General features: G+C 71.0%; 23 protein-coding genes and 1 tRNA gene. 8 read left to right on the top strand and 16 right to left on the bottom strand.

Annotated features, from left to right (window positions below; translation table 11 throughout):
• Nucleotides 1-223: 223 nt before the first annotated feature.
• Nucleotides 224-934, top strand: coding sequence for a LuxR C-terminal-related transcriptional regulator (locus tag ACIRRU_RS28300; protein ID WP_403685154.1), 711 nt, complete (start codon nt 224-226; stop codon nt 932-934).
• 38 nt (nt 935-972) lie between these two features.
• Here ACIRRU_RS28300 and ACIRRU_RS28295 read toward each other — a convergent pair whose 3' ends face one another.
• Together ACIRRU_RS28295 and ACIRRU_RS28290 are read right to left on the bottom strand one after the other, a co-directional pair.
• Nucleotides 973-1,269 carry a hypothetical protein gene (locus ACIRRU_RS28295; RefSeq protein ID WP_363201219.1) on the bottom strand — a complete coding sequence of 99 codons (297 nt, stop codon included), beginning with the start codon at nt 1,267-1,269 and terminating at the stop codon, nt 973-975.
• Nucleotides 1,270-1,284: 15 nt separating this feature from the next.
• Nucleotides 1,285-2,955 (bottom strand): sodium:solute symporter family protein, encoded by a 1,671-nt coding sequence (locus tag ACIRRU_RS28290; protein WP_403685152.1) that lies wholly within the window; start codon nt 2,953-2,955, stop codon nt 1,285-1,287.
• 305 nt (nt 2,956-3,260) lie between these two features.
• Here ACIRRU_RS28290 and galT point away from each other — a divergent pair, with 305 nt between their 5' ends.
• The 3 genes from galT (at nt 3,261) to galK (ending at nt 6,639) form a co-directional block, all read left to right on the top strand.
• The gene (galT, locus tag ACIRRU_RS28285) at nt 3,261-4,304 is read left to right on the top strand and encodes a galactose-1-phosphate uridylyltransferase (RefSeq protein WP_403685151.1); all 1,044 of its coding nucleotides are present in this window, start codon (nt 3,261-3,263) and stop codon (nt 4,302-4,304) included.
• Between the two features lie 161 nt (nt 4,305-4,465).
• Entirely contained in the window at nt 4,466-5,422 is a 957-nt protein-coding gene (gene galE, locus ACIRRU_RS28280) for a UDP-glucose 4-epimerase GalE (RefSeq protein WP_403685180.1), read from the top strand.
• Nucleotides 5,419-6,639 (top strand): galactokinase, encoded by a 1,221-nt coding sequence (gene galK / locus ACIRRU_RS28275; protein ID WP_403685150.1) that lies wholly within the window; start codon nt 5,419-5,421, stop codon nt 6,637-6,639. The genes galE and galK overlap by 4 nt, the downstream gene beginning before the upstream one ends.
• An 18-nt stretch (nt 6,640-6,657) precedes the next feature.
• Here the strand turns inward: galK and ACIRRU_RS28270 are convergent, their stop codons facing one another.
• Complete coding sequence (locus ACIRRU_RS28270) at nt 6,658-7,098, bottom strand: GNAT family N-acetyltransferase (RefSeq protein WP_363201224.1); 441 nt, start codon at nt 7,096-7,098, stop codon at nt 6,658-6,660.
• Between the two features lie 243 nt (nt 7,099-7,341).
• On the opposite strand from ACIRRU_RS28270, the gene ACIRRU_RS28265 reads away from it, so the two are divergent.
• Nucleotides 7,342-8,190: a LuxR C-terminal-related transcriptional regulator gene (locus ACIRRU_RS28265; protein WP_403685149.1), complete on the top strand. Its 849-nt coding sequence runs from the start codon at nt 7,342-7,344 to the stop codon at nt 8,188-8,190.
• Here ACIRRU_RS28265 and ACIRRU_RS28260 read toward each other — a convergent pair.
• A complete protein-coding gene (locus ACIRRU_RS28260) occupies nt 8,146-8,643 on the bottom strand; it encodes a MarR family transcriptional regulator (protein ID WP_363201226.1) in 498 nt (165 codons plus the stop codon). The two genes, ACIRRU_RS28265 and ACIRRU_RS28260, sit on opposite strands and share 45 nt — an antisense overlap.
• Before the next feature lie 89 nt (nt 8,644-8,732).
• On the opposite strand from ACIRRU_RS28260, the gene ACIRRU_RS28255 reads away from it, so the two are divergent.
• On the top strand, nt 8,733-9,539 hold the full coding sequence (locus ACIRRU_RS28255; protein WP_403685147.1) for a trans-aconitate 2-methyltransferase: 807 nt from the start codon (nt 8,733-8,735) through the stop codon (nt 9,537-9,539).
• Nucleotides 9,540-9,557: 18 nt separating this feature from the next.
• Here ACIRRU_RS28255 and ACIRRU_RS28250 read toward each other — a convergent pair whose 3' ends face one another.
• The 3 genes from ACIRRU_RS28250 to ACIRRU_RS28240 form a co-directional block, all read right to left on the bottom strand.
• Nucleotides 9,558-10,160: a Uma2 family endonuclease gene (locus tag ACIRRU_RS28250; protein ID WP_403685179.1), complete on the bottom strand. Its 603-nt coding sequence runs from the start codon at nt 10,158-10,160 to the stop codon at nt 9,558-9,560.
• A 112-nt stretch (nt 10,161-10,272) separates the two neighbouring features.
• Nucleotides 10,273-10,959: a TetR/AcrR family transcriptional regulator gene (locus ACIRRU_RS28245; protein ID WP_363201228.1), complete on the bottom strand. Its 687-nt coding sequence runs from the start codon at nt 10,957-10,959 to the stop codon at nt 10,273-10,275.
• Nucleotides 10,956-11,942 carry an acyl-CoA desaturase gene (locus ACIRRU_RS28240; RefSeq protein WP_403685146.1) on the bottom strand — a complete coding sequence of 329 codons (987 nt, stop codon included), beginning with the start codon at nt 11,940-11,942 and terminating at the stop codon, nt 10,956-10,958. The genes ACIRRU_RS28245 and ACIRRU_RS28240 overlap by 4 nt, the downstream gene beginning before the upstream one ends.
• 394 nt (nt 11,943-12,336) lie before the next feature.
• On the opposite strand from ACIRRU_RS28240, the gene ppc reads away from it, so the two are divergent.
• Nucleotides 12,337-15,066: a phosphoenolpyruvate carboxylase gene (gene ppc / locus ACIRRU_RS28235; protein WP_403685145.1), complete on the top strand. Its 2,730-nt coding sequence runs from the start codon at nt 12,337-12,339 to the stop codon at nt 15,064-15,066.
• Between the two features lie 173 nt (nt 15,067-15,239).
• On the opposite strand, the gene ACIRRU_RS28230 is transcribed toward ppc, so the two are convergent.
• From ACIRRU_RS28230 to ACIRRU_RS28200, 7 genes are all read right to left on the bottom strand, one after another.
• Nucleotides 15,240-15,710, bottom strand: a complete 471-nt coding sequence (locus ACIRRU_RS28230; RefSeq protein ID WP_403685143.1) for a hypothetical protein — start codon at nt 15,708-15,710, stop codon at nt 15,240-15,242.
• A gap of 75 nt (nt 15,711-15,785) precedes the next feature.
• The gene (gene pth / locus ACIRRU_RS28225) at nt 15,786-16,379 is read right to left on the bottom strand and encodes an aminoacyl-tRNA hydrolase (RefSeq protein ID WP_403685141.1); all 594 of its coding nucleotides are present in this window, start codon (nt 16,377-16,379) and stop codon (nt 15,786-15,788) included.
• A gap of 196 nt (nt 16,380-16,575) precedes the next feature.
• Nucleotides 16,576-17,175 (bottom strand): 50S ribosomal protein L25/general stress protein Ctc, encoded by a 600-nt coding sequence (locus tag ACIRRU_RS28220; RefSeq protein ID WP_403685139.1) that lies wholly within the window; start codon nt 17,173-17,175, stop codon nt 16,576-16,578.
• Nucleotides 17,176-17,394: 219 nt separating this feature from the next.
• The gene (locus ACIRRU_RS28215; RefSeq protein WP_069739222.1) at nt 17,395-18,372 is read right to left on the bottom strand and encodes a ribose-phosphate diphosphokinase; all 978 of its coding nucleotides are present in this window, start codon (nt 18,370-18,372) and stop codon (nt 17,395-17,397) included.
• A gap of 118 nt (nt 18,373-18,490) precedes the next feature.
• Nucleotides 18,491-19,939 carry a bifunctional UDP-N-acetylglucosamine diphosphorylase/glucosamine-1-phosphate N-acetyltransferase GlmU gene (gene glmU, locus ACIRRU_RS28210; RefSeq protein WP_403685138.1) on the bottom strand — a complete coding sequence of 483 codons (1,449 nt, stop codon included), beginning with the start codon at nt 19,937-19,939 and terminating at the stop codon, nt 18,491-18,493.
• A 108-nt stretch (nt 19,940-20,047) separates the two neighbouring features.
• Nucleotides 20,048-20,119, bottom strand: a tRNA-Gln gene (locus ACIRRU_RS28205).
• Nucleotides 20,120-21,013: a hypothetical protein gene (locus ACIRRU_RS28200; protein ID WP_403685137.1), complete on the bottom strand. Its 894-nt coding sequence runs from the start codon at nt 21,011-21,013 to the stop codon at nt 20,120-20,122. It abuts the tRNA gene before it with no gap.
• 156 nt (nt 21,014-21,169) lie between these two features.
• Here ACIRRU_RS28200 and ACIRRU_RS28195 point away from each other — a divergent pair, with 156 nt between their 5' ends.
• Entirely contained in the window at nt 21,170-22,504 is a 1,335-nt protein-coding gene (locus ACIRRU_RS28195; RefSeq protein ID WP_403685136.1) for a sensor histidine kinase, read from the top strand.
• A gap of 141 nt (nt 22,505-22,645) precedes the next feature.
• On the opposite strand, the gene ACIRRU_RS28190 is transcribed toward ACIRRU_RS28195, so the two are convergent.
• Both ACIRRU_RS28190 and ACIRRU_RS28185 read right to left on the bottom strand, forming a co-directional pair.
• Nucleotides 22,646-23,146, bottom strand: coding sequence for an SUKH-3 domain-containing protein (locus ACIRRU_RS28190; protein ID WP_363201237.1), 501 nt, complete (start codon nt 23,144-23,146; stop codon nt 22,646-22,648).
• Nucleotides 23,147-23,156: 10 nt separating this feature from the next.
• Nucleotides 23,157-23,768, bottom strand: coding sequence for a YwqJ-related putative deaminase (locus tag ACIRRU_RS28185; RefSeq protein WP_403685134.1), 612 nt, complete (start codon nt 23,766-23,768; stop codon nt 23,157-23,159).
• Nucleotides 23,769-23,924 lie beyond the last annotated feature (156 nt).

The following is a 23,924-nucleotide window of genomic DNA, read 5'->3' as shown; positions in this document are numbered from 1 at the left end:
GCCCCGCCGGTCGATCACCGACCGGCGGGGCCTGATCGTTTCCGCCTCCGGAACGGTCACCGTTCGTCGGTCAACGAGCCTCGAACAGCGCGGAATTCGGCATTCTGGGGGGCTTCTGCCCCGTTGGGGCCGCGCGGTGTCGAACAAGCGTGTACCTTGCCGGGGCAGGAGACCCGGGGGGTCGCCGTACGGGGCGGTAACAGGGGCACTGGGGGCTTTTCCGATGGGCGTTCGGCTCATGGTGGTCGACGATCACCGCCTGCTCGCCGAGGCACTCGCCTCGGCGCTGAAACTGCGCGGCCACCGGGTGCTCGCCGCCGCGGCGCCCACCTCGGGGGCGGCGGAACTGGTGGTCGGCCGGGCCCCTGAGGTGTGCCTCTTCGGTACGGCGTCGCCCGCCGCCCCCGGGGTCTTCGACCCGATCGCCCGGATCGGCCGGGAGCGCCCGCAGGTGGCGGTGGTGGTCCTCGGTCCGGTGCCCAGCCCGCGCGGGATCGCCGCCGCGTTCGCCGCCGGGGCCGCCGGGTACGTACGGCACGACGAGCGCATCGAGGGCGTCGAGCGGGCCATGCTCAAGGCGCGGGCGGGGGAGTCCGCCATCGCCCCGCAGCTGCTGCGCGGGGCCTTCGCGGAGCTGCTGAACCCGGCGGCCCAGCCCGACGACGAGGGGCGGCGGCTGCTGCGGCTGCTCACCCCGCGCGAGGCGGAGGTGCTGGTGCGGGTGGCCGAGGGCGAGGACACCCGGCTGATCGCGGCCGGGATGCGCATCGCCCCGAGCACCGCGCGCACCCATGTGCAGCGGGTCCTGATGAAGCTGGGGGTCGGCTCCCGGCTGGAGGCGGCCGCCCTCGCGGCCCGTACGGGACTGCTGGAGCGGGCCGCGGGCGACGCCCACGGCACGCGGGGGCCGTGCGGACCCGGACAGGACGGGTGACGCACAGCCCCCGCGGGGTGGCCTCGGCGGCAGGCGGGTCAGCCCGCGCCGGTCTCCTGGTCCTCGGCCGGGAGCGCCGGGGCCTCGGCCGGGCGCAGCTTCATCCAGATGAGGAAGAACAGGCCGAGCGCCAGCATCGCGAGCCCGGTCCACAGGTTGATGTGGACGCCCTCGGCCTTCTCCAGGTCGGCGTCGGAGGGGCTGATCCCGGCCAGGGTGACGATCACCCCGTAGACCACGAACAGGCCGCCGATGATCCGCCGGATGTCGAACAGCCGGGCCGCCGTCGCGGACTTGCGCTCCAGCTCGGAGACTTCCTTGTGCAGGTCGGACATGGTGGATTCCTCCGATCAGAACGAGTAGGGGATGTAGCAGGCGGCGGCGAGCACGATCGCGCCCCAGCCGAGCAGCGCGGGCTTGCGGTACCAGGCCTTGTCGGCCTCCTCCAGCGCCTCGTCCGGGCTCGGGGACTCGGTCCCGTACACCAGACCGGCCAGCTCCGCCTCGGGTTTCGGTGCGGTGAAGAGGGTGACGACGACCATGACCACGGCACCGGCGACGAAGCCGACGATCGCGGAGACGAAGTTGGCGCCCTGGTCGGAGGGGATGTCGATGATCCCGCCCTTGTAGATCCAGAAGTAGTTGATCATGGCGGCGGCGGTGCCCGCGACCAGACCCCAGACACCGGACTTCATGGAGGCGCGCTTCCAGAACATGCCGATGATGAACACGACGAACATCGGGACGTTGAAGAAGGAGAACAGCGTCTGGAGGTAGCTCATGATGTTCGAGAAGCTGGCGGCGATGAACGCCGTGCCGATCGAGGCGAGCACCCCGATCGCGGTGATCAGCCGCCCGAACCTCAGGTAGTACGTGTCCGGCTTGTCCTTCACCACGTACCGCTGCCAGATGTCGGTCGTGAACACCGTGTTGAACGAGGACACGTTGGCCGCCATCCCCGCCATGAACGCGGCGAGCAGACCGGTCACCGCGATGCCGAGCACCCCGTTGGGCAGCAGCTCCTGCATCAGCAGCGGGATCGCGTCGTTGTACGTGAGATCGGAGTCGGCCGTGCCGATCTGCGGCACGATCACGGCGGCGACCAGGCCCGGGATCATCACCGCGAAGACGATGAAGATCTTCGGGAAGGCGGCGATCAGCGGGGTGCGCTTGGCGGCGGAGAGGTTCTTCGCGGACAGGGCGCGCTGCACCTCGGCGAAGTTCGTCGTCCAGTAGCCGAAGGAGAGCACGAAGCCGAGGCCGAGGATGATCGTCAGCCAGTTGGCGCCCAGCGGGTTGGCGTCACCGATGCCGGTGCCGCCCCACGCGGTCATGAAGTCGCCGCCGTGCTGCTGGGTCAGCTGGTCGCTCATCTCGCCCCAGCCGCCGACCCGCTTGAGGCCCAGCACGGTGATCGGGATCAGCGCGGCGAGGATGACGAAGAACTGGAGCACCTCGTTGTAGATCGCCGAGGAGAGACCGCCGATGGTGATGTAGACCAGCACGAACAGGCCCGCGACGACGATCGCGACCCACTGCGGCCAGCCCAGCAGCGCCTCCACGACGATCGACAGGGCGTAGAGGTTGACGCCCGCGATCAGGATCGCCGCGAAGGCGAAGAGGACCGAGCTGAGCAGGTGCGCGGACTTGTCGAACCGCTGGAGCAGGAACTCGGGGACGGAGCGGACCTTGGACCGGTAGTAGAACGGCATCATCACCAGGCCGAGGAAGACCATGGCGGGGATGGCGCCGATCCAGTACCAGTGGACCACCGCGACGCCGTACTGCGCGCCGGTGGCCGCCATGCCGAGGATCTCGGTGGCGCCGAGGTTCGCCGCGACGAAGGCGAGGCCGGTCACCCAGGCGGGCAGGGACCGTCCGGAGAGGAAGAAGTCGAGGCTCGTCTTCACGCTCGCACGGGCCATGAAGCCGATGCCGAGTACGACGACGAAGTAGATCGCCAGGATGGCGTAGTCGAGCCCGTTCGTGGGGAGCCGAAGCCCTTCGGCCAGTGTCTGCATTGCGGGGTACTCGCTTCATTGCGCGAAGTTACGAACTTAACGCGTCGGAACCTACGCCTTCATGTTCGAGAAATGAACAGTGCCCATGGGCTTCTTTGTTTGATCGTGATCGGGTATGGCGGAATGTCCGAGTATGGGGGGCGCAGGCGGGGCATGTGCGGGGTGTCTGGGGCGCGGGGAGGTGGTGCCGAGCCGGATGGGGCGGAGGGTGCGGGAAGTGGCGGCGTCGGCCATTGACCGATGGTGTTTGCTTGTGATTTGTTATGTGCGGTTATGTTTGTTGGGGGAACGGGTGGAGGACCCTGGTGAAGAAGACGGTTACGACGCTCGCCGACGGCCGTGAGCTGATCTACTACGACCTCGCCGACGACACCGTCCGCGACGCCGTCGACCACCGCCCCCTCGACGCCGTCGCGACCTCCTCCGAGATCCGTCGCGACCCGCTCCTCGGGGACGCCGTCGCCATCGCCTCGCACCGGCAGGCCCGCACCTACCACCCGCCCGCCGACGCCTGCCCCCTCTGCCCCACCCGGGACGGGCGGCTCAGCGAGATCCCGGACGACCACTACGACGTCGCCGTCTTCGAGAACCGCTTCCCCTCCCTCGCCGGGGACTCCGGCCGCTGCGAGGTCGTCTGCTTCACCTCCGACCACGACGCGTCCTTCGCCGACCTCACCGAGGAACAGGCCGCCCTCGTCCTCGCCGCCTGGACCGACCGCACCGCCGAACTGGGCGCTCTCGACCAGGTCACCCAGGTCTTCTGCTTCGAGAACCGGGGCGCCGAGATCGGCGTCACCCTCGGCCACCCGCACGGCCAGATCTACGGCTACCCCTTCGTCACCCCCCGCACCGAGCTGATGCTCCGCTCCGCCGCCCGGCACCGCGCGGAGACCGGCCGCAACCTCTTCGACGACGTGATCGCCCGCGAGGAGCGGGACGGCAGCCGCGTCGTCCTCGCCACCGACCACTGGATCGCCCACGTCCCGTACGCGGCCCACTGGCCCTACGAGGTCCACCTGCACCCCCGCCGCCGCGTCCCCGACCTGCTCGCGCTCGACGACGCGGCACGGACAGAGTTCCCACAGGTCTATCTGGAACTCTTGAGGCGCTTCGACCGGATCTTCGGCCCCGACGAGCCGCCGACCCCGTACATCTCCGCCTGGCACCAGGCCCCGTTCGGGATCGACGGCCGTGAGGACTTCGCGCTGCACCTGGAGCTTTTCACCATTCGCCGGACCTCCGGCAAGCTGAAGTTCCTCGCGGGCTCCGAGTCCGGTATGAGCGTGTTCATCAACGACGTACCGCCGGAGACCGCGGCCCGGCGACTGCGAGAGGCAGCGAGCAAGTGAGCACCCCCCAGAGCGAGAGCGGCACCCCTCAGAGCAAGAGCGGCACCCCCCAGAGCGAGAGCGGCACCCCCCGGAACCAGGGCGGCACCGCCCCGAGCGAGAGCGGCCCCGGGGCGAGCCGGAGCGGCCCCCGCGGCGCGACCGGCCCGGTCAGGAAGTACCTGGTCACCGGCGGCGCCGGATACGTCGGCAGCGTCGTCGCCCAGCACCTGCTGGAGGCCGGGCACACCGTCACCGTGCTCGACGACCTCTCCACCGGCTTCCGCGAGGGCGTCCCGGCCGGCGCCGCCTTCATCGAGGGCCGCGTCCAGGACGCCGCCCGCCACCTGGACCCCTCCTACGACGGCGTCCTCCACTTCGCCGCCTACTCCCAGGTTGGCGAGTCCGTCGTCAACCCCGAGAAGTACTGGGTCAACAACGTCGGCGGCACCACCGCCCTGCTCGCCGCCATGCGCGAACACGGGGTGCGCACCCTCGTCTTCTCCTCCACCGCCGCCACCTACGGCGAACCGGTCTCCAGCCCCATCACCGAGACCGACCCCACCGCCCCCACCAGCCCCTACGGCGCCTCCAAGCTCGCCGTCGACCACATGATCAGCGGCGAGGCCACCGCCCACGCACTCGCCGCCGTCTCGCTGCGCTACTTCAACGTGGCCGGGGCGTACGGAAAGTGCGGCGAGCGCCACGACCCCGAGTCCCACCTCATCCCACTCGTCCTCCAGGTCGCCCTCGGCAAGCGCGAGTCGATCAGCGTCTACGGCGACGACTACCCCACCCCCGACGGCACCTGCGTCCGCGACTACATCCACGTCGCCGACCTCGCCGACGCCCACCTCCTCGCCCTGGACGCCGCCACCCCCGGCGAACACCTCATCTGCAACCTCGGCAACGGCAACGGCTTCTCCGTCCGCGAGGTCGTCGAGACCGTCCGCAAGGTCACCGGCCACCCCGTCCCCGAGACCGCCGCCCCCCGCCGCGGCGGGGACCCGGCCGTCCTCGTCGCCTCCGCCGCCACCGCCGCCGAACGCCTCGGCTGGCAGCCCTCCCGCGCCGACCTGGCCGGAATCATCGCGGACGCCTGGCAGTTCGCCCGCCGAGAGGACACGACCACCCCATGACCGAGACCGCCGAACCGACCGTGACCCCCGAACCGGCCGGGACCGCCGCCGAGGGGCACGCGGCCGACCCGGCCGCCACCTTCACCGAGCTGTACGGGAAGACGCCCGACGGCATCTGGGCGGCACCCGGACGAGTGAACCTCATCGGCGAGTACACCGACTTCAACGACGGCTTCGTCATGCCGCTCGCCCTCCCGCACACCGCCGTCGCCGCCGTCTCCCGCCGCGACGACGGCGTCCTGCGCCTCTACTCCACCGACGTCCCCGGCGGCGTCGTCTCCCTGCGCACCGACGAACTGACCCCGCACTCCGGCCACGGCTGGGCCGCCTACCCGGCCGGGGTCCTCTGGGCGCTGCGCACGGCCGGACACCCGGTCACCGGCGCCGACATCGCGCTGACCTCCACCGTCCCCACCGGCGCCGGACTCTCCTCCTCCGCCGCCCTGGAAGTCGTCACCGCCCTCGCCCTGAACGACCTCTTCGACCTCGGCCTGACCCCCGCCGAACTCGCCGTCATCGGCCGCCGCGCCGAGAACGACTTCGTCGGCGTGCCCTCCGGGATCATGGACCAGATGGCGTCCGCCTGCTGCACCGAGGGCCACGCCCTGCACCTGGACACCCGGGACCTCTCGCTGCGCCACGTCCCCTTCGACCTCGCCGCCCAGGGCCTGACGCTCCTGGTCGTCGACACCCGGGTCAAGCACGCCCTGGGCGACGGGGCGTACGCCGAGCGCCGCGCCGGGTGCGAGGAGGGCGCCCGGCTGCTGGGGATACCCATGCTCCGCGACCTGCCCTACGAGGACCTCCCCGCGGGCCTCGCCACCCTCGCCGACGCCGGGGCGGCCGAGTCCATCCTGCGTTACGTACGCCACGTGGTCAGCGACAACCACCGCGTCGAGCAGGTCATCGCACTGCTCGACGCGGGCGAGGTCCGCGCCGCGGGCCCGGTCCTGAACGAGGGCCACCGCTCGCTCCGCGACGATCTGCGGGTCTCCTGCCCGGAGCTGGACCTGGTGGTCACGGCGGCGAACGAGGCCGGGGCGCTCGGGGCGCGGATGACCGGCGGCGGCTTCGGCGGCTCGGCGATCGTCCTGGTCGAGGCGGGGGCGGCCGACGCCGTCGCGGACGCCGTCACCAAGGCGTTCGCCGCGGCCGGACACGCGGCCCCCGGGATCTTCACCGCCGTCCCCTCGGCGGGCGCGCGCCGCCTGCGGTGAGGGCGCGCCTCGCCGCGCTCAGAGCCGTTTGGCCAGGATGAACTCGGTGACGCCGGGCGGGTAGTCCTCGACCCGGCCGATCTCCTCGTAGCCCTGCTTCCGGTAGAAGTCCGGGGCCTGGAAGTCCCAGGTCTCCAGCCGGGAGCGGGTGCAGGCGCGCTCGGCGCGCGCCGTCCGCTCGGCCTCGGCGAGCAGCCCCGCACCGAGGCCGAGCCCCCGGTGCGGCGCGTCGACCCAGAGCAGGTCGACGTGGAGCCAGTACGCCCAGGTCCGCCCGGTCAGCCCGCCCGCGACGGCCCCCCGCTCGTCCAACGCCCATACCTCCAGCGGCACTTCCGGCTCCGCGGAGGTGCCCAGCAGGGCTCGCAGACCGGCCGAGGCCGCGACATTGTCCTGGTGCAGTCGCCCGCTCAGCAGAATGCGACGTTCTTTGTCTACTTCTGTCTCAAGACGGAACATGCACCTCACCCTAAACACCCGGGGCGGGCAGTTCCGCGAATCCCCTTCCCCCCGCGGCCCCCGCCCGTACGCTGATCCCAGCACCGGTGGGGGCCGGTGCTGAATCAGGGGGCGAGAGAGTCGGGTGCGGCGCCCGGGGCGGGCAGGCGGACGGTGCGACGGCGGCGGCCGTCGGCAGAGCCGTCCCGCCCCCGCCCCGGGCGCCGCACCCGCGGCTGTCCGCCCCCGCCGATAGGGGTGTCTGTGGGTCGAATCCGGGTTCTGGTGGTCGACGACCACCGCATCTTCGCCGAGTCGCTCGCGGCGGCCCTGGCCGCCGAACCGGACGTGGACGTGTCCGCCGCGGGCAGCAGCCCGGCCGCACTGCGCGCGCTGGAGCGGGCAGCCGCCGAGGGCCGCCCCTACGACGTGATGCTGGTCGACGCCGAACTCGGCGCCCAGCCCCCCGGCACCACGCCCGCCGCCCCCGTCCCGCCGCCCACCGCCGGCGGCCCGCGGCCGACCGCCCCCGCGTCCGCCGCGCCCGTGCCGGCTCCCCGCCAGGGCGAGCCGGCCCCCGCGGACGGCATCTCGCTGGTGGCGGGGGTCCGTTCGAGCCGCCCCGCCCTGCGGTCGGTGGTGCTCGCCGAGCAGGACGACCCGCGGTGCGCCGCCCGCGCGCTCCAGGCCGGGGCCTCGGGCTGGGTGGCCAAGGACTGCTCGCTGCAACGGCTGCTCGCGGTGATCCGGGGCGTACTGCGGGACGAGACGCATCTGCCGCCCGCCCTGCTCACCGGGGTCCTGCGGGAGCTGACCGCCGCCCGCAAGCACCGCACCGAGAGCGAACGCCTGGTGGAGTCGCTGACGCCCCGGGAGCGCGAGGTGCTGCGCTGCATGGTGGCCGGGCTCGGCCGGAAGGCGGTCGCCGAGCGGCTGTTCCTCTCCCCGCACACGGTCCGCACCCACATGCAGAACGTGCTGGGCAAGCTCGGGGTGCACTCCACGCTCGCGGCCGTGGCACTGGCCCGCCGGGCGGGCGTGGGACCGGCGGAGCCCGCCCCGCCCCCGCTAACCGGGGATGTTGTCGAACGGGGCGGTCAACTGGCGCAGTAGCCCGGCCAGTTCGCCCCGCTGCTGACGGGAGAGCTCCACGAGGATGGCCCGCTCCTGGTCGAGGAGTCCGGCCAGCGACTGGTCGGCCTTGTCCCGCCCCTCGGCCGTGAGCCGGACGAGCACGCCGCGCCGGTCGCTGGGGTCGGGCAGCCGCTCGACGAGGTTCTTCTTGGTGAGCCGGTCGATACGGTTGGTCATCGTGCCCGAGGTGACCAGCGTCTGGGTGAGCAGCTGACCGGGGGAGAGCTGGTACGGCGGACCCGCCCGGCGCAGCGAGGTGAGCACGTCGAACTCCCACGGCTCCAGGTGGTGCTCCGCGAACGCGATACGTCGGGCCCGGTCGAGGTGGCGTGCCAGACGGGAGACGCGGCTGAGCACCTCCAGTGGTTCCACGTCGAGGTCGGGGCGCTCTCGGCGCCATGCAGCGACCAGACGGTCGACCTCGTCCTCCATGTCGATCAGTGTAGAGGGTCCCTCGACATGAAGTCTCTTGAATTCAAGTGTCTTGACATCAAGAAAGTGGCGGCGTGATCCTGATGCCCATGACGCCCACCCCCGAACCCACCTGGAACCCGCGGCAGTACCTGCGCCACGCCGACCACCGCACCCGCCCCTTCCAGGACCTCCTGACCCGGATCGGCAGCCTCCCCGGCGACCCGGCACCCCGCATCGCCGACCTCGGCTGCGGCGCGGGCAACGTCACCGCGCTCCTCGCCGACCGCTGGCCCCAGGCCCGGATCACCGGCTACGACAACTCCCCGCAGATGCTCGCCGAAGCCGCCGCCCACGCCCGCCCCCCACTGCTCGACTTCGTCGAGGCCGACGCCGCCGCCTGGACGCCCACCGAGACGTACGGCCTGATCGTCTCCACCTCCGCCCTCCAGTGGATCCCCGGCCACGCCGACCTCTTCCCGCGCTGGCTGGACGCCCTCGCCCCCGGCGGCACCCTCGCCTTCCAGCTCCCCGGCAACTTCGCCGCCCCCAGCCACACCCTGCTCGCCCGCCTCCGCGCCTCCGACCGCTGGCGCTCCCGCCTCCATGGCGTCGGCGACCGCACCGCCGCCGCCCTGGGGCCCGCCGACTACCTCACCCGCCTGCACGGCCTCGGCTGCACGGCGGACGTCTGGGAGACCACCTACCTCCAGACCCTCCAGGGCGAGGACGCGGTCCTGGACTGGGTCAAGGGCACCGCCCTGCGCCCCGTCCTCACCGCCCTGGCCGACGACCCCCAGGCCCGCGACGCGTTCCTCACCGCCTACCGCGACCTGCTGCGCGAGGCGTACCCCCCGGGCCCCCACGGCACGGTCTTCCCGTTCCGCCGCATCTTCGCCGTGGCCCGCAAGCCCTGACCGGGCGGGGAAGCGGCCTCACAGCTCCTTGAGCGCGTCCGCCGAGATGTCGATGTCGACGGGGAACGGCACACCCGTCTTCAGCCGGTCGTGGTGGATCCCGGTCAGCGCGTACGCCTTCGTCACCGGGTCCAGCTCGTAGACCCGCACCACCGGGTGCTGGTCGGTGCCGGTCATCTCCACGAGCCAGAAGTGCGGGATGCCCGCCGTGGCGTACTTGTGCGGCTTGGCCTCCCGGTCGCGGGCCTCGGAGTCGGGGGAGACGACCTCGACGGCGAGGAGGACGTCGGCGGCCTTGAACGAGGTCTGCTCCAGGTCTGTCGCGGCGGCCGCCTCGACGACGGACACATCCGGTTCCGGACCGTTGCGGCGGTCCAGGGCGACTGTCATCTCCCGTTCCACCTTCATGTCCGTCGGAACGGTGCTGCGCAGGCCATTCACCAACAAGTCAATCGTCTTGGAGTGAAAACGTCGCTGCGGACTCACGAAAACCAGGCTCCCGTCGATCAGCTCGGTGTGCGGCGGGAGATCGGGCAGCGTGAACAGGTCGTCCACGGTGTATCCGTCCTGCGGGGGCACCGGCCAGCGGGAGCTGTGCGCGGAGGTCGGCTCGGCGGTCATGGTTCCTCCCATGGACGAATCATCTGCCCTTCCGGCCACCCTACGGCGGGAAATCCACCCACGTCATCACATTGGGTGACGAGGTGGGGAAGGGTTTACGGACCAGCCACGATCAGTTCTTCCGGTGCCCTATCAGCCGCGGCTTCGACTCCAGGTTCTCCAGCCCGTGCCAGCACAGGTTCACCAGATGCGCGGCGACCTCCGCCTTCTTCGGCTTGCGCACGTCCAGCCACCACTGACCCGTCAGCGCCACCATCCCCACCAGCGCCTGCGCGTACAGCGGAGCCAGCTTCGGGTCGAACCCCCGGGCCTTGAACTCCAGGCCGAGAATGTCCTCCACCTGTGTGGCGATATCGCTGATCAGCGACGCGAACGTACCCGTCGACTGCGCCACCGGGGAGTCCCGCACCAGAATCCGGAAACCGTCCGTGTACGACTCGATGTAGTCCAGCAGCGCGAACGCCGCCTGCTCCAGCAGCTCCCGCGGATGACCCGCCGTCAGCGCCCCCGTCACCATGTCCAGCAGCTGGCGCATCTCACGGTCGACCACCACCGCGTACAGGCCCTCCTTGCCGCCGAAGTGCTCGTACACCACCGGCTTGGACACCCCGGCGCGCGCCGCGATCTCCTCCACCGACGTGCCCTCGAACCCCTTGTCGGCGAAGAGGGCGCGCCCGATGTCCAGCAGCTGCTCGCGGCGCTCCTTCCCCGTCATCCGGACCCGCCGGCCCCGGCGGGTGGAGGAGGCCCTGCTCTTCTCGCTGCTCGTGCTGGAGTCCGTCGCCACGTCGTCAATCATGCCGCGTCGGCCGCTACGGGCTTGCGCCGGGAGGCGATACGGGAGGCGTTTGGCCACCGCACGTCGTACGCCCAGCCCAGCCTCTCGAACCAGCGGATCAGCCGGGCGCTGGAGTCGATCTGCCCCCGCATCACCCCGTGCCGGGCGCTCGTCGGATCCGCGTGGTGCAGGTTGTGCCACGACTCGCCGCACGACAGCACCGCCAGCCACCACACGTTCCCCGACCGGTCACGCGACTTGAAGGGGCGCTTGCCCACCGCGTGGCAGATCGAGTTGATCGACCACGTCACGTGGTGCAGCAGCGCGACCCGGACCAGCGAACCCCAGAAGAACGCCGTCGCCGCCCCCCACCACGACATCGTCACCAGACCGCCGACCAGCGGCGGAATCGCCAGCGAGACGATCGTGAAGGTCAGGAAGTGGCGCGAGACCGTCCGGATCGCCGGGTCCTTGATCAGATCGGGGGCGTACTTGTGCTGCGGCGTCTGCTCCTCGTCGAACATCCATGCGATGTGCGCCCACCACAGCCCCTTCATCAGCGCCGGTACGGACTCACCGAACCGCCACGGCGAATGCGGGTCGCCCTCCGCGTCCGAGAACCGGTGGTGCTTGCGGTGATCGGCCACCCACCGCACCAGGGGCCCCTCCACCGCCAGCGACCCCATCACGGCCAGCGCGATCCGCAGCGGCCGCTTCGCCTTGAACGCACCGTGCGTGAAGTACCGGTGGAAACCGATCGTGATGCCGTGGCAGCCGATGAAGTACATGGCCACCATCAGTCCGACGTCCAGCCAGCTCACCCCCCACCCCCACGCCAGCGGCACCGCCGCGACCAGCGCCAGGAACGGCAGCACGATGAACGCCAGCAGCGCGAACTGCTCGATCGACCCCTTCGTGTCCCCGCCCAGCGTGGCGGCCGGAAGCGTGGCGACGGCGGCGGACGACGAGTCGGTCCCGTCGATCACATCGGGAGTGGTCGGCATGGGTCAGGCCCCCGGAGGGTGAGGAAGCAGTACACGGACGGCCTGGCTACGGTTCCGTAACCTACGGCTTGGTAAGTATGGCAGTGACGGGCCCCACAGGACGAGAGGCACCTCCGGCCCGTCACCCGCGATACCGCACCCGCCGAAGGGGTAGAGGGCTGATGACCTGTACGTCCGGCGGCACCCGCACCCCCACCGGGGCAGCGGACACGCCGCCTGCGACGACACCTATCCTGGGAGGGTCGGACAGCGCGGTCCGCACCCGCTCGCCGGGGCGTGGCGACAGCCCCGCGCTGCCGGCCACAGGCCCCGGACCCCGCCCACCCGCCCCCGGCCACACGCAGGGACGGACGGGCGAACGCACCTCCTCATTCACTGCAAGGAGCCGCACACTGTGAGCAGTGCCGACCAGAACCCCGCCGCCAGCCCCTCGCTGCGCGCCGACATCCGCCGCCTCGGCGACCTCCTCGGCGAGACCCTCGTACGCCAGGAAGGCCCCGAACTCCTCGACCTCGTCGAGCGGGTCCGCGCCCTGACCCGGACCGACGGCGAGGCCGCCGCCCAGCTCCTCGGCGACACGGACCTGGAGACCGCCGCCCAGCTCGTCCGCGCCTTCTCCACCTACTTCCACCTCGCCAACGTCACCGAGCAGGTCCACCGCGCCCACGAGATGCGCGACCGCCGCTCCGCCGAAGGCGGCCTGCTGGCCCGCACCGCCGACCGGCTCAAGGACGCCGACCCCGAGCACCTGCGCCAGACGGTCAAGAACCTCAACGTCCGCCCCGTCTTCACCGCCCACCCCACCGAGGCCGCCCGCCGCTCCGTCCTCAACAAGCTCCGCCGCATCGCCGAGCTGCTGGAGACCCCGGTCATCGAGGCCGACCGCCGCCGCCTCGACCTCCGCCTCGCCGAGAACATCGACCTCATCTGGCAGACCGACGAACTGCGCGTCGTCCGCCCGGAGCCCGCCGACGAGGCCCGCAACGCCATCTACTACCTCGACGAACTGCACGCGGGCGCCGTCGGCGACGTCCTCGAAGACCTCGCCGCCGAACTCGACCGCGTCGGCGTCGAACTGCCCGCCGGAACCCGCCCCCTCACCTTCGGCACCTGGATCGGCGGCGACCGCGACGGCAACCCCAACGTGACCCCCGCCGTCACCTGGGACGTCCTGATCCTCCAGCACGAGCACGGCATCACCGACGCCCTGGAGATGATCGACTACCTCCGCGGCCTCCTCTCCAACTCCATCCGCTACGCCGGAGCCACCGAGGAACTCCTCACCTCCCTCCAGGCCGACCTGGAACGCCTCCCCGAGATCAGCCCCCGCTACAAGCGGCTGAACGCCGAGGAGCCCTACCGCCTCAAGGCCACCTGCATCCGGCAGAAGCTCGTCAACACCCGCGAACGCCTCGCCAAGGGCACCCCCCACCGCCCCGGCCGCGACTACCTCGGCACCACCCAGCTCATCGACGACCTCAAGCTCATCCAGACCTCCCTGCGCGAACACCGCGGCGGCCTCTTCGCCGACGGCCGCATGGACCGCACCATCCGCACCCTCTCCGCCTTCGGCCTCCAGCTCGCCACCATGGACGTCCGCGAACACGCCGACGCCCACCACCACACCCTCGGCCAGCTCTTCGACCGGCTCGGCGAGGAATCCTGGCGCTACGCCGACATGCCCCGCGACTACCGGCAGAAGCTCCTCGCCAAGGAACTCCGCTCCCGCCGCCCCCTCGCCCCCACCCCCGCCCCCCTCGACGCGGCGGGCGAGAAGACCCTCGGCGTCTTCCACACCATCAAGGAAGCCTTCGAGCGCTTCGGCCCCGAAGTCATCGAGTCCTACATCATCTCCATGTGCCAGGGCGCCGACGACGTCTTCGCCGCCGCCGTCCTCGCCCGCGAGGCCGGACTCCTCGACCTCCACGCCGGCTGGGCCAGGATCGGCATCGTCCCCCTCCTGGAGACCACCGACGAACTCAAGGCCGCCGACGTCATCCTCGACGAGATGCTCGCCGACCCCTCCTACCGCCGCCTGGTCTCCCTGCGCGGCGACGTCCAGGAGGTCATGCTCGGCTACAGCGACTCCTCCAAGTTCGGCGGCATCACCACCAGCCAGTGGGAGATCCACCGCGCCCAGCGCCGCCTCCGCGACGTCGCCCACCGCTACGGCGTACGCCTGCGCCTCTTCCACGGCCGCGGTGGCACCGTCGGCCGCGGCGGCGGCCCCTCCCACGACGCGATCCTCGCCCAGCCCTGGGGGACCCTGGAGGGCGAGATCAAGGTGACCGAGCAGGGCGAGGTCATCTCCGACAAGTACCTCATCCCCGCCCTCGCCCGCGAGAACCTGGAACTGACCGTCGCGGCCACCCTCCAGGCCTCCGCCCTGCACACCGCCCCCCGCCAGTCCGACGAGGCCCTCGCCCGCTGGGACGCGGCCATGGACACCGTCTCCGACGCCGCCCACAGCGCCTACCGCAAGCTCGTCGAAGACCCCGACCTGCCCTCCTACTTCCTCGCCTCCACCCCGGTGGACCAGCTCGCCGACCTCCACCTCGGCTCACGCCCCGCCCGCCGCCCCGGCTCGGGCGTCTCCCTGGACGGCCTGCGCGCCATCCCCTGGGTCTTCGGCTGGACCCAGTCCCGCCAGATCGTCCCCGGCTGGTTCGGCGTCGGCTCCGGACTCAAGGCCCTGCGCGAAGCCGGCCTGGACACCGTCCTGGACGAGATGCACGAACACTGGCACTTCTTCCGCAACTTCATCTCCAACGTCGAGATGACCCTCGCCAAGACCGACCTGCGCATCGCCCGCCACTACGTCGACACCCTCGTCCCCGACGAGCTCAAGCACGTCTTCGACGTCATCGAGGCCGAACACGCCCTCACCGTCCAGGAAGTCCTGCGCATCACCGGCGGCGAGAAGCTGCTCGACACCAACCCGGTGCTCCAGCAGACCTTCTCCATCCGCGACGCCTACCTGGACCCCATCTCCTACCTCCAGGTCTCCCTGCTCGCCCGCCAGCGCCAGGCCGCCGAACGCGACGAGGAGCCCGACCCGCTGCTCTCCCGCGCCCTGCTGCTCACCGTCAACGGCGTCGCGGCGGGCCTGCGCAACACCGGCTGACCCACACCACGGACACCACGGCCCAACAACGCGTCACACACAGCGTGTTACACACGCCGCGTCACGAACACCGCTCTACGCACAGCGCCTTACGAACACCGCGTCACGAACACCGCTCTACGCACAAGGCTTTACGCACACCGCACCACGGACGCACCCCAGGGGCGGCCCCGCTACAGCGCGACGAACGTCGCCACCAGCAGGGCCGCCCCCGCCACTCCCACACCCCACGCCGTACGCGGCATCCGCAGCCCGCCACCGATCACCAGCGCGGCCAGCACCATCGCCCCGCCGAACGGCATCCAGGCATGCAGAAAACCCGGCACCCCCGTCCGGATCACCACGTCCGTACCGGGCTTCACCACCACGGGGAAACGATCCCCCTCCTCCGCCGCCACCGACCGCTCCACCGTCACCCGCGCCCGCGCGGGAGACGTCGCGTCCGGCTCGTACCGGCCCGTGCACCGCTCCCCACCGCACTCCGTCACCGTCACCGTGCCGTGCTCGCGGCCCTTGGCCAGGACGATGTGATGCGCCGCGTCCCACGACGACCACACCCCCGCGACGAGCAGCACCAGGGCGACCAGCCCCATCGCGAACCGACGGCCCGCCAGGACCACCCGCTGGGAAGAGCTCCGCTTCATGGGGGCCGATCCTTGGCCAGACCCGCACCCCCGGTCAACCCGTGGCCGGAGAACGCCCCACCAGGGAAGGGAATGTCAGGAGTTGTACGCGCTCTGCGCCCGCTCCAGCCCCTCCGCCAGCAGACACTCCACCGCGTCCGCCGACCGGTCCACCAAAAACGCCAGCTCCTTGCGCTCCGCCGACCCGAAGTCCTTCAGCACGAAGTCCGCCACCTGCATCCGCCCCGGCGGCCGCCCGATCCCGAACCGCAACCGGTGATAGTCCGGACCCATCGCCTTCGTCATCGACTTCAGCCCGTTGTGCCCGTTGTCGCCGCCCCCGAGCTTCAACCGCAGCATCCCGTAGTCGATGTCCAACTCGTCGTGCACCGCGACGATGTGGTCCGTCGGCACCTTGTAGAAGTCCCGCAGGGCGTTCACCGGCCCCCCCGACAGATTCATGTACGACATCGGCTTCACCAGCACCACCCGGCGGCTCCCCGGCCCCGGCGGACCCATCCGCCCCTCCACCACCTGCGCCTGCGCCTTCTGCGCCCGCTTGAACTTCCCGCCGATCCGCTCCGCGAGCAGATCGGCGACCATGAAGCCGACGTTGTGCCGGTTCGCCGCGTAGTCGGGACCCGGGTTGCCCAAGCCCACGACGAGCCAGGGGTCGGTTACGTCGGACATCAGCGCTCGGTCTCCTCGGAGGGGATCAGGAACTCAGGGCGTACGGGGGCAGACAACTCAGGAGCAGGGACATCAGGAGCAGACAACTCAGAGCAGGGACATCAGGAGCAGGGAACACAGGAAAACGGGGCGGCGGCTCCCCGGGAAGGGAACCACCACCCCGTCAGTCAAGCAGGTGAGGCGGGAACCGCGAGGCTCAGGCCTCCGCGCCCTCGGTCTCCTCGCCCTCCGCGGCCTCGTCCTCGGCCGGCTCCTCGACCTGCGCGGCGACGACCTGGATCACGATGGCGTCCTCGTCACCGGCCAGCGCGGCGCCCTTGGGCAGCTCGATGTCCTTGGCGAGGATCGAGGCACCGGCGTCCAGGCCCTCGACGGAGACCGTGACGGCCTCGGGGATGTGGGTGGCCTCGGCCTCGACCAGCAGCGTCGCCTGGACGTACTCCAGCAGGTTGGCACCCGGGGCCAGGTCGCCCTCGGCGTGCACCGCGACCTCGACCTGGACCTTCTCGCCGCGCTTCACGGTCAGCAGGTCGACGTGCTCGATGGTGCCCTTGAGGGGGTGACGCTGCACGGCCTTCGGGATGACCAGCGTGTCCTTGCCCTCCAGCTCCAGACCGATCAGCACGTTCGCCGTACGCAGCGCCAGCAGCAGCTCGTGGCCCGGCAGCGTGATGTGGACCGGCTCGGCGCCGTGGCCGTAGACGACACCGGGAACCAGGTCGGCACGGCGGATGCGGCGGGCGGCGCCCTTGCCGAACTCGGTACGGGCCTCGGTGGCGAGCTTGATCTCAGCCATGGTTGCACTCCTCGTCAGTGGGGTGAGCCGTCGGAAGACGGAACACGATCGGTCACCCGGCCCACGACAGGCCTGCTACGAAGAGCGCGTCGATAACGGACCGCCGTACACACGGGTACGGCCTCCCTCGCCGAGCAACTCGCTGAGTCTACCCGGCGGGGAGGCCGCACCCCAAAGTGGATCATCCGCGACCGGTCGGCGCAGCCGCGAGGCGGTGGATCAGCCCTGCTCCTCGAAGAGGCTCGTCACCGAACCGTCCTCGAACACCTCACGCACCGCACGCGCGATCGTCGGCGCGATCGAGAGCACCGTGATCTTGTCCAGCTCCAGCTCACCCGGCGTCGGCAGCGTGTCCGTGAACACGAACTCGCTCACCTTCGAGTTCTTCAGCCGGTCCGCCGCCGGACCCGACAGCACCCCGTGCGTCGCCGTCACGATGACGTCCTCTGCTCCGTGCGCGAACAGGGCGTCAGCGGCGGCGCAGATCGTGCCACCGGTGTCGATCATGTCGTCGACCAGCACACAGACCCGGCCCTCGACGTTGCCCACCACCTCGTGGACGGAGACCTGGTTCGGCACGTCCTTGTCGCGGCGCTTGTGCACGATCGCCAGCGGCGCGTCCAGCCGGTCGCACCAGCGGTCGGCGACCCGCACCCGGCCCGCGTCCGGCGACACGATCGTCAGCTTGGTGCGGTCGACCTTCGCGCCCACGTAGTCCGCCAGGATCGGCAGCGCGAACAGGTGGTCCACCGGGCCGTCGAAGAAGCCCTGGATCTGGTCCGTGTGCAGGTCGACCGTGAGAATCCGGTCCGCACCCGCCGTCTTCATCAGATCCGCCACCAGCCGGGCCGAGATCGGCTCACGGCCCTTGTGCTTCTTGTCCTGACGGGCGTACCCGTAGAACGGCACGATCACCGTGATGGAGCGGGCCGACGCGCGCTTCAGCGCGTCCAGCATGATCAACTGCTCCATGATCCACTTGTTGATCGGGGCGGTGTGGCTCTGGATCAGGAAACAGTCCGCGCCGCGCGCCGACTCCTGGAACCGCACGTAGATCTCACCGTTGGCGAAATCGAAGGCCTTCGTCGGCACGAGACCGACTCCCAGCTGATGGGCGACCTCCTCGGCCAGCTCGGGGTGGGCGCGGCCGGAGAAGAGCATCAGTTTCTTCTCGCCGGTCGTCTTGATCCCGGTCACAGCACAGTCTCCTCGACAGGTATCTGGCGCCGCACGCGGAGGTCCCGATGTGCAACGAGCCAGCCGAAATGGGTGAGCATCTATCACGGTACGCCGTCACCGGCGCGCCTGTTTCCGGTCAGCTTTGCCCTTCGGACTCCCGCGCCGACCGCTGAGCGGCCTGGGCGGCCGCGCTGCCCGGACGCTTCCGGGCCACCCAACCCTCGATATTCCGCTGCTGGCCCCGTGCCACGGCCAGCGAACCGGACGGCACGTCTTTCGTGATGACCGACCCGGCGGCGGTGTAGACACCGTCCCCCACCGTGACCGGTGCCACAAACATATTGTCCGAACCCGTACGGCAGTGAGAACCGATCGTCGTGTGGTGCTTGGCGACCCCGTCGTAGTTCACGAACACACTGGCCGCACCGATGTTGGTGTGATCACCGATCGTCGCGTCACCGACGTAACTCAGATGCGGAACCTTCGTCCCCTCACCCACCGTCGCGTTCTTCATCTCCACGTACGTCCCGGCCTTCGCCTTGACCCCCAGCCGCGTCCCCGGCCGCAGATACGCGTACGGACCCACCGACGCCCCCGGCCCGATGTCCGCCGCATCCGTCACGGAGTTGTCCACCCGCGCACCCGCACCCACGACCGTGTCCTTGAGCCGCGAATGGGGACCCACCTCGCAATCCTCCGCGAGGTGCGTCGTCCCCAGCAGCTGCGACCCCGGATGCACCACCGCGTCCCGCTCGTACGTGACGGTCACATCGATCAGCGTGGACGCCGGGTCCACCACCGTCACGCCCGCCAGCATCGCCCGCTCCAGCAGCCGCTCGTTCAGCAGACGGCGCGCCTCGGCCAGCTGGAGCCGGTTGTTGATCCCGAGGATCTCGCGATGGTCACCCGTCACGGACGCCCCCACCCGGTGACCCGCCTCGCGCAGGATCGACAGCACATCGGTGAGGTACTCCTCGCCCTGGCTGTTGTCGGTGCGCACCTTCCCCAGCGCGTCGGCCAGAAGCCGCCCGTCGAACGCGAAGACCCCGGAGTTGATCTCCCGGATCGCCCGCTGCCCGGCGTCGGCGTCCTTGTGCTCGACGATCTCGGTGACCGCACCGGAGACGGAATCGCGCACGATGCGGCCGTACCCGGTGGAGTCGGGGACCTCGGCGGTCAGCACGGTGACCGCGTTGGCGTCGGCGGCGTGGGTGGCGGCGAGCGCGCCGAGCGTCTCGCCGGACAGCAGCGGGGTGTCGCCGCACACGACGATCACGGTCCCCTCGACGGAACCGCCGAGCTCCTCGAGCCCCATGCGGACGGCGTGGCCGGTCCCGTTCTGCTCGGCCTGGAAGGCGGTGCGCACGGGGGCGTCGCCGGCGTCGAGGTGCGCGGTGACCTGCTCACTGGCGTGGCCGACGACCACGACGAGCTGCTCGGGGTCCAGCTCACGGGCGGCGGCGACGACATGGCCGACGAGCGAGCGCCCGGAGATCTCGTGCAGGACCTTGGGGGTCTTCGACTTCATACGGGTGCCCTCACCCGCTGCGAGGACGACGACGGCTGCCGGGCTGGTTGCGCTCACGGATGTGCCCTTCGGCTTCGGGTGGTGGTCATCCGCAGGATACCGGGGGTGTTTCCGGTGGAAACGGGGGCGGGCCCCGACCGGTGTGGTCGGGGCCCGATACGTGAGCTCCGCCGGCTGGATTCGAACCAGCGTCTCAAGGCTCCAAAGGCCTGCGGGATGCCGCTACCCCACGGCGGATCACGGCCCAACCCTACCGGGTCGATCACCGCCTTCGAGCCGGGAGGCGGCCCCGTCGGCAATCCCCGACCACCATCCTTCGATACGGCGGTAGAGCGTCGCGCCCTTGGCGACTCGGATGACCAGGCACCCCCGGTACGCCTCGTTCACGTTCTTCCGTACCGTCTTCGGGTTGTGCTTCTTCAGGGTCGTCTTCTGAAGTGCCGAGACGTCGATGCCGACCAGGTCGGCCCAGTGACGTTCGGCCGCCGGGACATCGGCCGTCTCGTGGATCATCACCCGGTAGGAGAGGCGCTCGCGCCCGATGCCGAGCAGGTCCAGCCAGGCGAGATAGACGGCGATGACGTTCGGGTCGCTGTTGACGAACGCGACGTATTCACGCCGGTCGTAGACCTTGTCCTTGCCGCCCTCGGCCCAGTAGAGCGCGACGCCCGCGTAGAACAGCTCCTGGTCCGACATGGTCGCCGTCTCGCTCCGGGCGGTCGCCTTCGTCCGCTGCCGCTCGGCGTCACGCACCGCGAGCTCGTGGTCCCAGCGCATCCGGCCCGCGAGGCGCGCCTGCTCGATGGCGCTCCGGCTCCGCTGCGGCTTCGGCAGGTCCCGTACCCACAGGGATATGGACCCCTTGGAGCACCCCAGCTCCACCTGGATCTGGTCGTACGTCATGCCCTGGAGGCGCAGTTCCCGGGCCTTCGTCCGGAGGTCGTCCTTGGCGTTCGGGCGTTTCGTCCACTCCGGGGCGGGTTCGCCGTGGAGGAGGCGGTTGAGGATGTCGTTGTTGTCGACGTGGAGCCGGTCGCGGATCTGGCGGCGGCTGAGCCCCTCCCGGCGCAGCGCCACCGCCTGGGTGCGTAAGCCCTCGAAGTCGGCGTACTTGCTGGTGGTTTCCGTCATGCGGTGATTCTCGTCCGGAATGCGAACGTCCGGGTCGAAAGTCTGGTCGATTCGCCATTTCAGGCGATCCATGTGCGTTTCGTGCGCGTTCGAACGCGGAACGTGCTGTTGCCGGTCGCCGGGTGTCGGACTGCGTCCGCCCGTAGGGTGGAGGCCATGACCGCAACGGGGGCAGACCGGGAGGCGGCGGGATCGACCACCCGCGGCTACTGGTGGTGGGAGCGGCGGCGCAGTGTCGCTCTGGACGTGGGGCTGGCGCTGGTGTCGGCGCTGGAGTGTGGCCTGGAGGGGGTGGAGTTCGCCGCGAACACGGGTCTGCCGATGCCGGTGGGCGTGGTGTTCGGGGTGCTGGCCGGTTCGGTGCTGCTGATCCGGCGGCGGTGGCCGATCGCCGTTGTGCTGGTGACGATCGCGCTGACGCCCGCCGAGATGGGCTTCCTGATGCTGCTGATCGGCCTGTACACGTTGGCCGCGTCGGAGGTGCCGCGCCGGATCACCGTGGTCCTGGCCGCGATGGCGTTGGTGGGGACGTTCGTCGTCACGTATGTGCGGCTGCGGCAGAACGTGGCCGAGCAGGCTGATTTCGGCCCGGGGGACTGGTACGTACCGCTGATGTCGGTCTTCATGGCGGTGGGGCTCACGGCGCCGTCCGTGCTGCTCGGCCTCTACATAGGGGCGCGGCGGCGGTTGATGGAGAGTCTGCGGGAGCGGGCCGATTCGCTGGAGCGGGAGTTGTCGTTGCTCGCGGACCGGGCCGAGGAGCGGGCGGAGTGGGCGCGGACGGAGGAGCGGACCCGGATCGCCCGGGAGATGCACGACGTGGTCGCTCACCGGGTGAGCTTGATGGTGGTGCACGCTGCCGCCCTTCAGGCCGTCGCGCCGAAGGACCCGGCGAAGGCGGTGCGGAACGCGGCGCTGGTGGGGGACATGGGGCGGCAGGCGCTGACGGAGTTGCGGGAGATGCTCGGGGTGCTGCGTACGGGGGACGCGATGACGGCGCCCGTCGCGGCGGGCGGGGGTGTGCGTGCGGTGCCGCTGGCGTCGGTGGGACAGGCGGCGGCCGCCGCGGCCGCGGCGTCGTCGGACGACGGGCCCCGGCTGGGTGAGCTGGAGGTGCTGGTGGCGCAGTCGCGGCAGGCGGGGATGGCGGTGGAGCTGTCGGTGGACGGTGAGCCGCGGCCGTATCCGCCGGAGGTGGAGCAGACGGCGTTCCGGGTGGTGCAGGAGGCGTTGACGAACGTCCACAAGCATGCGGCGGGGGCGAAGACGTGGGTGCGGTTGGCGCATCGGGAGTCCGAGGTCGCGATGCAGGTGGAGAACGGTCCTTCGGACGCGGCGGTGGCGGACGCGGGGTTGCCGAGCGGGGGGAACGGCCTGGTGGGGATGCGGGAGCGGGTGCTGGCGCTGGGGGGTGTGTTCGTGTCGGGCCCGACGGACGCGGGGGGTTTCCGGGTGTCGGCGGTGCTGCCGGGCGGCCCGGACGAGTCCTGACCCGACGAGCCCGTGCGGTGCGCGGCGCGCGCTGGGAAACCCGCCCGGCGTCGGCCTTCGAGGTCCTTCGGGTGTTGCGCGGCCCGGACGAGTCCTGACCCGTAGCCCTCTCCTCCCAGGCGCGTGCCCGGGAGGAGAGGGCTACGGCGATGTCAGGCGGGAGGGCTGGGTGCCGGTGACGAGGGTGGCCAGGGCTTCGTCGATGTCCTGGCCCAGGTACCAGTCGCCGGTGTGGTCGATGCTGTAGACGCGGCCCTCGGTGTCGATCGCCAGGACGGCCTGTTCCTCGCCCTCCGCGCCGAGTGGGGCGACTTCCGTCTCCAGGGCGCGGCCGAGGTCGCCGAGGGTGCGGGCGAGGTGGAGGCCGTGCAGGGGGTCGACGCGGACGGTGGCCGGGGTGATGTGGCGGCCGGGTGCGGTGGCGGTGATGCGGAGGCGGCCGAACTCGGCCCAGGCCTCGACGGCGGCGGGGAAGACGGCGTGCCGGTGGCCCGCGGGGGAGGCGTGGGCGCGCAGGGCGTCGGCCCACTCCTCGGCCTGGCGGATGTCCCAGCGGCCGGGCTGCCAGCCCGCTTCGCGGAGGGCGGCGTCGACGGCGACGGGGAAGCGGGTGGAGCTGTGCTGCTGGAGGTGGTCGTGCATGGGTGGGCGGTCAGCCCTTCTCTGCGGTGGTGGCGGCGCCGGTGGTGGTGAGGTCGACGGGGCGTACGCCGAAGTGGGAGAGGAGGGCGGAGCAGGAGCGGCAGGGGGGTGCGTAGCTGCCGTGGAGGGGGTCGCCGTCCTCGCGGATGCGGCGGGCGGTGATCCGGGAGTGTTTGAGGGCGCGGCGGGCTTCCCCGTTGGTGAGGGGTTTTCGCTGGGCGCGTCGGGAGCGGCTGTTCTCGGCGGCGGTGAGCTGGCGGGAGAGCAGTATGGCTTCGGGGCAGCGGCCGGTGAAGCGTTCGCGCTGGCCGCTGGTGAGGGCGTCGAGGAAGTCCTGGACGAGCGGGTGCAGGGCGGGTGGCTGGTCCCCCTTACCCGCGGTGCAGGTGAGGGTTTCGCCGCGGATGGAGAGCGCGGCGGCCACGGCGGGGAGGATCCCGTCGCGGCGGTGGAGCAGGCGTGGGGTGGTGCCGGTCTCGGTGCTGCTCCAGCTGAGTCGCGGGTCCCCTGCGGTCCGTTGTTCCCCTGCGGTCCGTTGTTCTCCTGATGTCCGCGGATCCCCTGGCGTCCACGGGTCCCCTGACGTCCGTGGTTCCCCTGATGTTCGTGGGCCCCCCGGCATCCGTTCCCCTGGCGTTCGTGGATCTCCTGGCGGTCGTGGATCCCCTGATGTGACGGTTTGTGCGGAATGCATCGTGCTGGCGTCCCTCCCTGCAATCCCCCGAGTTGCGGGGACAGCCTGCCAAATGTGCCGGGTGGTGGGGAAGCTGGGGAGCGG

The sequence above is a fragment of the Streptomyces sp. NPDC101181 genome, from assembly GCF_044767975.1.
GTDB lineage: Bacteria > Actinomycetota > Actinomycetes > Streptomycetales > Streptomycetaceae > Streptomyces.
Note: the sequence above shows the minus strand (reverse complement) of the source record. Positions and strands in the feature narration are given on the sequence as shown.

Bases quoted from the DNA above. Each gene is read 5' to 3' on its own strand.
- ACIRRU_RS28300 (WP_403685154.1), top strand. From the start codon at position 224: ATGGGCGTTCGGCTCATGGTGGTCGACGATCACCGCCTGCTCGCCGAG.
- ACIRRU_RS28295 (WP_363201219.1), bottom strand. From the start codon at position 1,269: ATGTCCGACCTGCACAAGGAAGTCTCCGAGCTGGAGCGCAAGTCCGCG.
- ACIRRU_RS28290 (WP_403685152.1), bottom strand. From the start codon at position 2,955: ATGCAGACACTGGCCGAAGGGCTTCGGCTCCCCACGAACGGGCTCGAC.
- galK (WP_403685150.1), top strand. From the start codon at position 5,419: ATGACCGAGACCGCCGAACCGACCGTGACCCCCGAACCGGCCGGGACC.
- ACIRRU_RS28270 (WP_363201224.1), bottom strand. From the start codon at position 7,098: ATGTTCCGTCTTGAGACAGAAGTAGACAAAGAACGTCGCATTCTGCTG.
- ACIRRU_RS28260 (WP_363201226.1), bottom strand. From the start codon at position 8,643: ATGGAGGACGAGGTCGACCGTCTGGTCGCTGCATGGCGCCGAGAGCGC.
- ACIRRU_RS28255 (WP_403685147.1), top strand. From the start codon at position 8,733: ATGACGCCCACCCCCGAACCCACCTGGAACCCGCGGCAGTACCTGCGC.
- ACIRRU_RS28250 (WP_403685179.1), bottom strand. From the start codon at position 10,160: ATGACCGCCGAGCCGACCTCCGCGCACAGCTCCCGCTGGCCGGTGCCC.
- ACIRRU_RS28245 (WP_363201228.1), bottom strand. From the start codon at position 10,959: ATGATTGACGACGTGGCGACGGACTCCAGCACGAGCAGCGAGAAGAGC.
- ACIRRU_RS28240 (WP_403685146.1), bottom strand. From the start codon at position 11,942: ATGCCGACCACTCCCGATGTGATCGACGGGACCGACTCGTCGTCCGCC.
- ACIRRU_RS28230 (WP_403685143.1), bottom strand. From the start codon at position 15,710: ATGAAGCGGAGCTCTTCCCAGCGGGTGGTCCTGGCGGGCCGTCGGTTC.
- pth (WP_403685141.1), bottom strand. From the start codon at position 16,379: ATGTCCGACGTAACCGACCCCTGGCTCGTCGTGGGCTTGGGCAACCCG.
- ACIRRU_RS28220 (WP_403685139.1), bottom strand. From the start codon at position 17,175: ATGGCTGAGATCAAGCTCGCCACCGAGGCCCGTACCGAGTTCGGCAAG.
- ACIRRU_RS28200 (WP_403685137.1), bottom strand. From the start codon at position 21,013: ATGACGGAAACCACCAGCAAGTACGCCGACTTCGAGGGCTTACGCACC.
- ACIRRU_RS28195 (WP_403685136.1), top strand. From the start codon at position 21,170: ATGACCGCAACGGGGGCAGACCGGGAGGCGGCGGGATCGACCACCCGC.
- ACIRRU_RS28190 (WP_363201237.1), bottom strand. From the start codon at position 23,146: ATGCACGACCACCTCCAGCAGCACAGCTCCACCCGCTTCCCCGTCGCC.
- ACIRRU_RS28185 (WP_403685134.1), bottom strand. From the start codon at position 23,768: ATGCCGGGGGGCCCACGAACATCAGGGGAACCACGGACGTCAGGGGAC.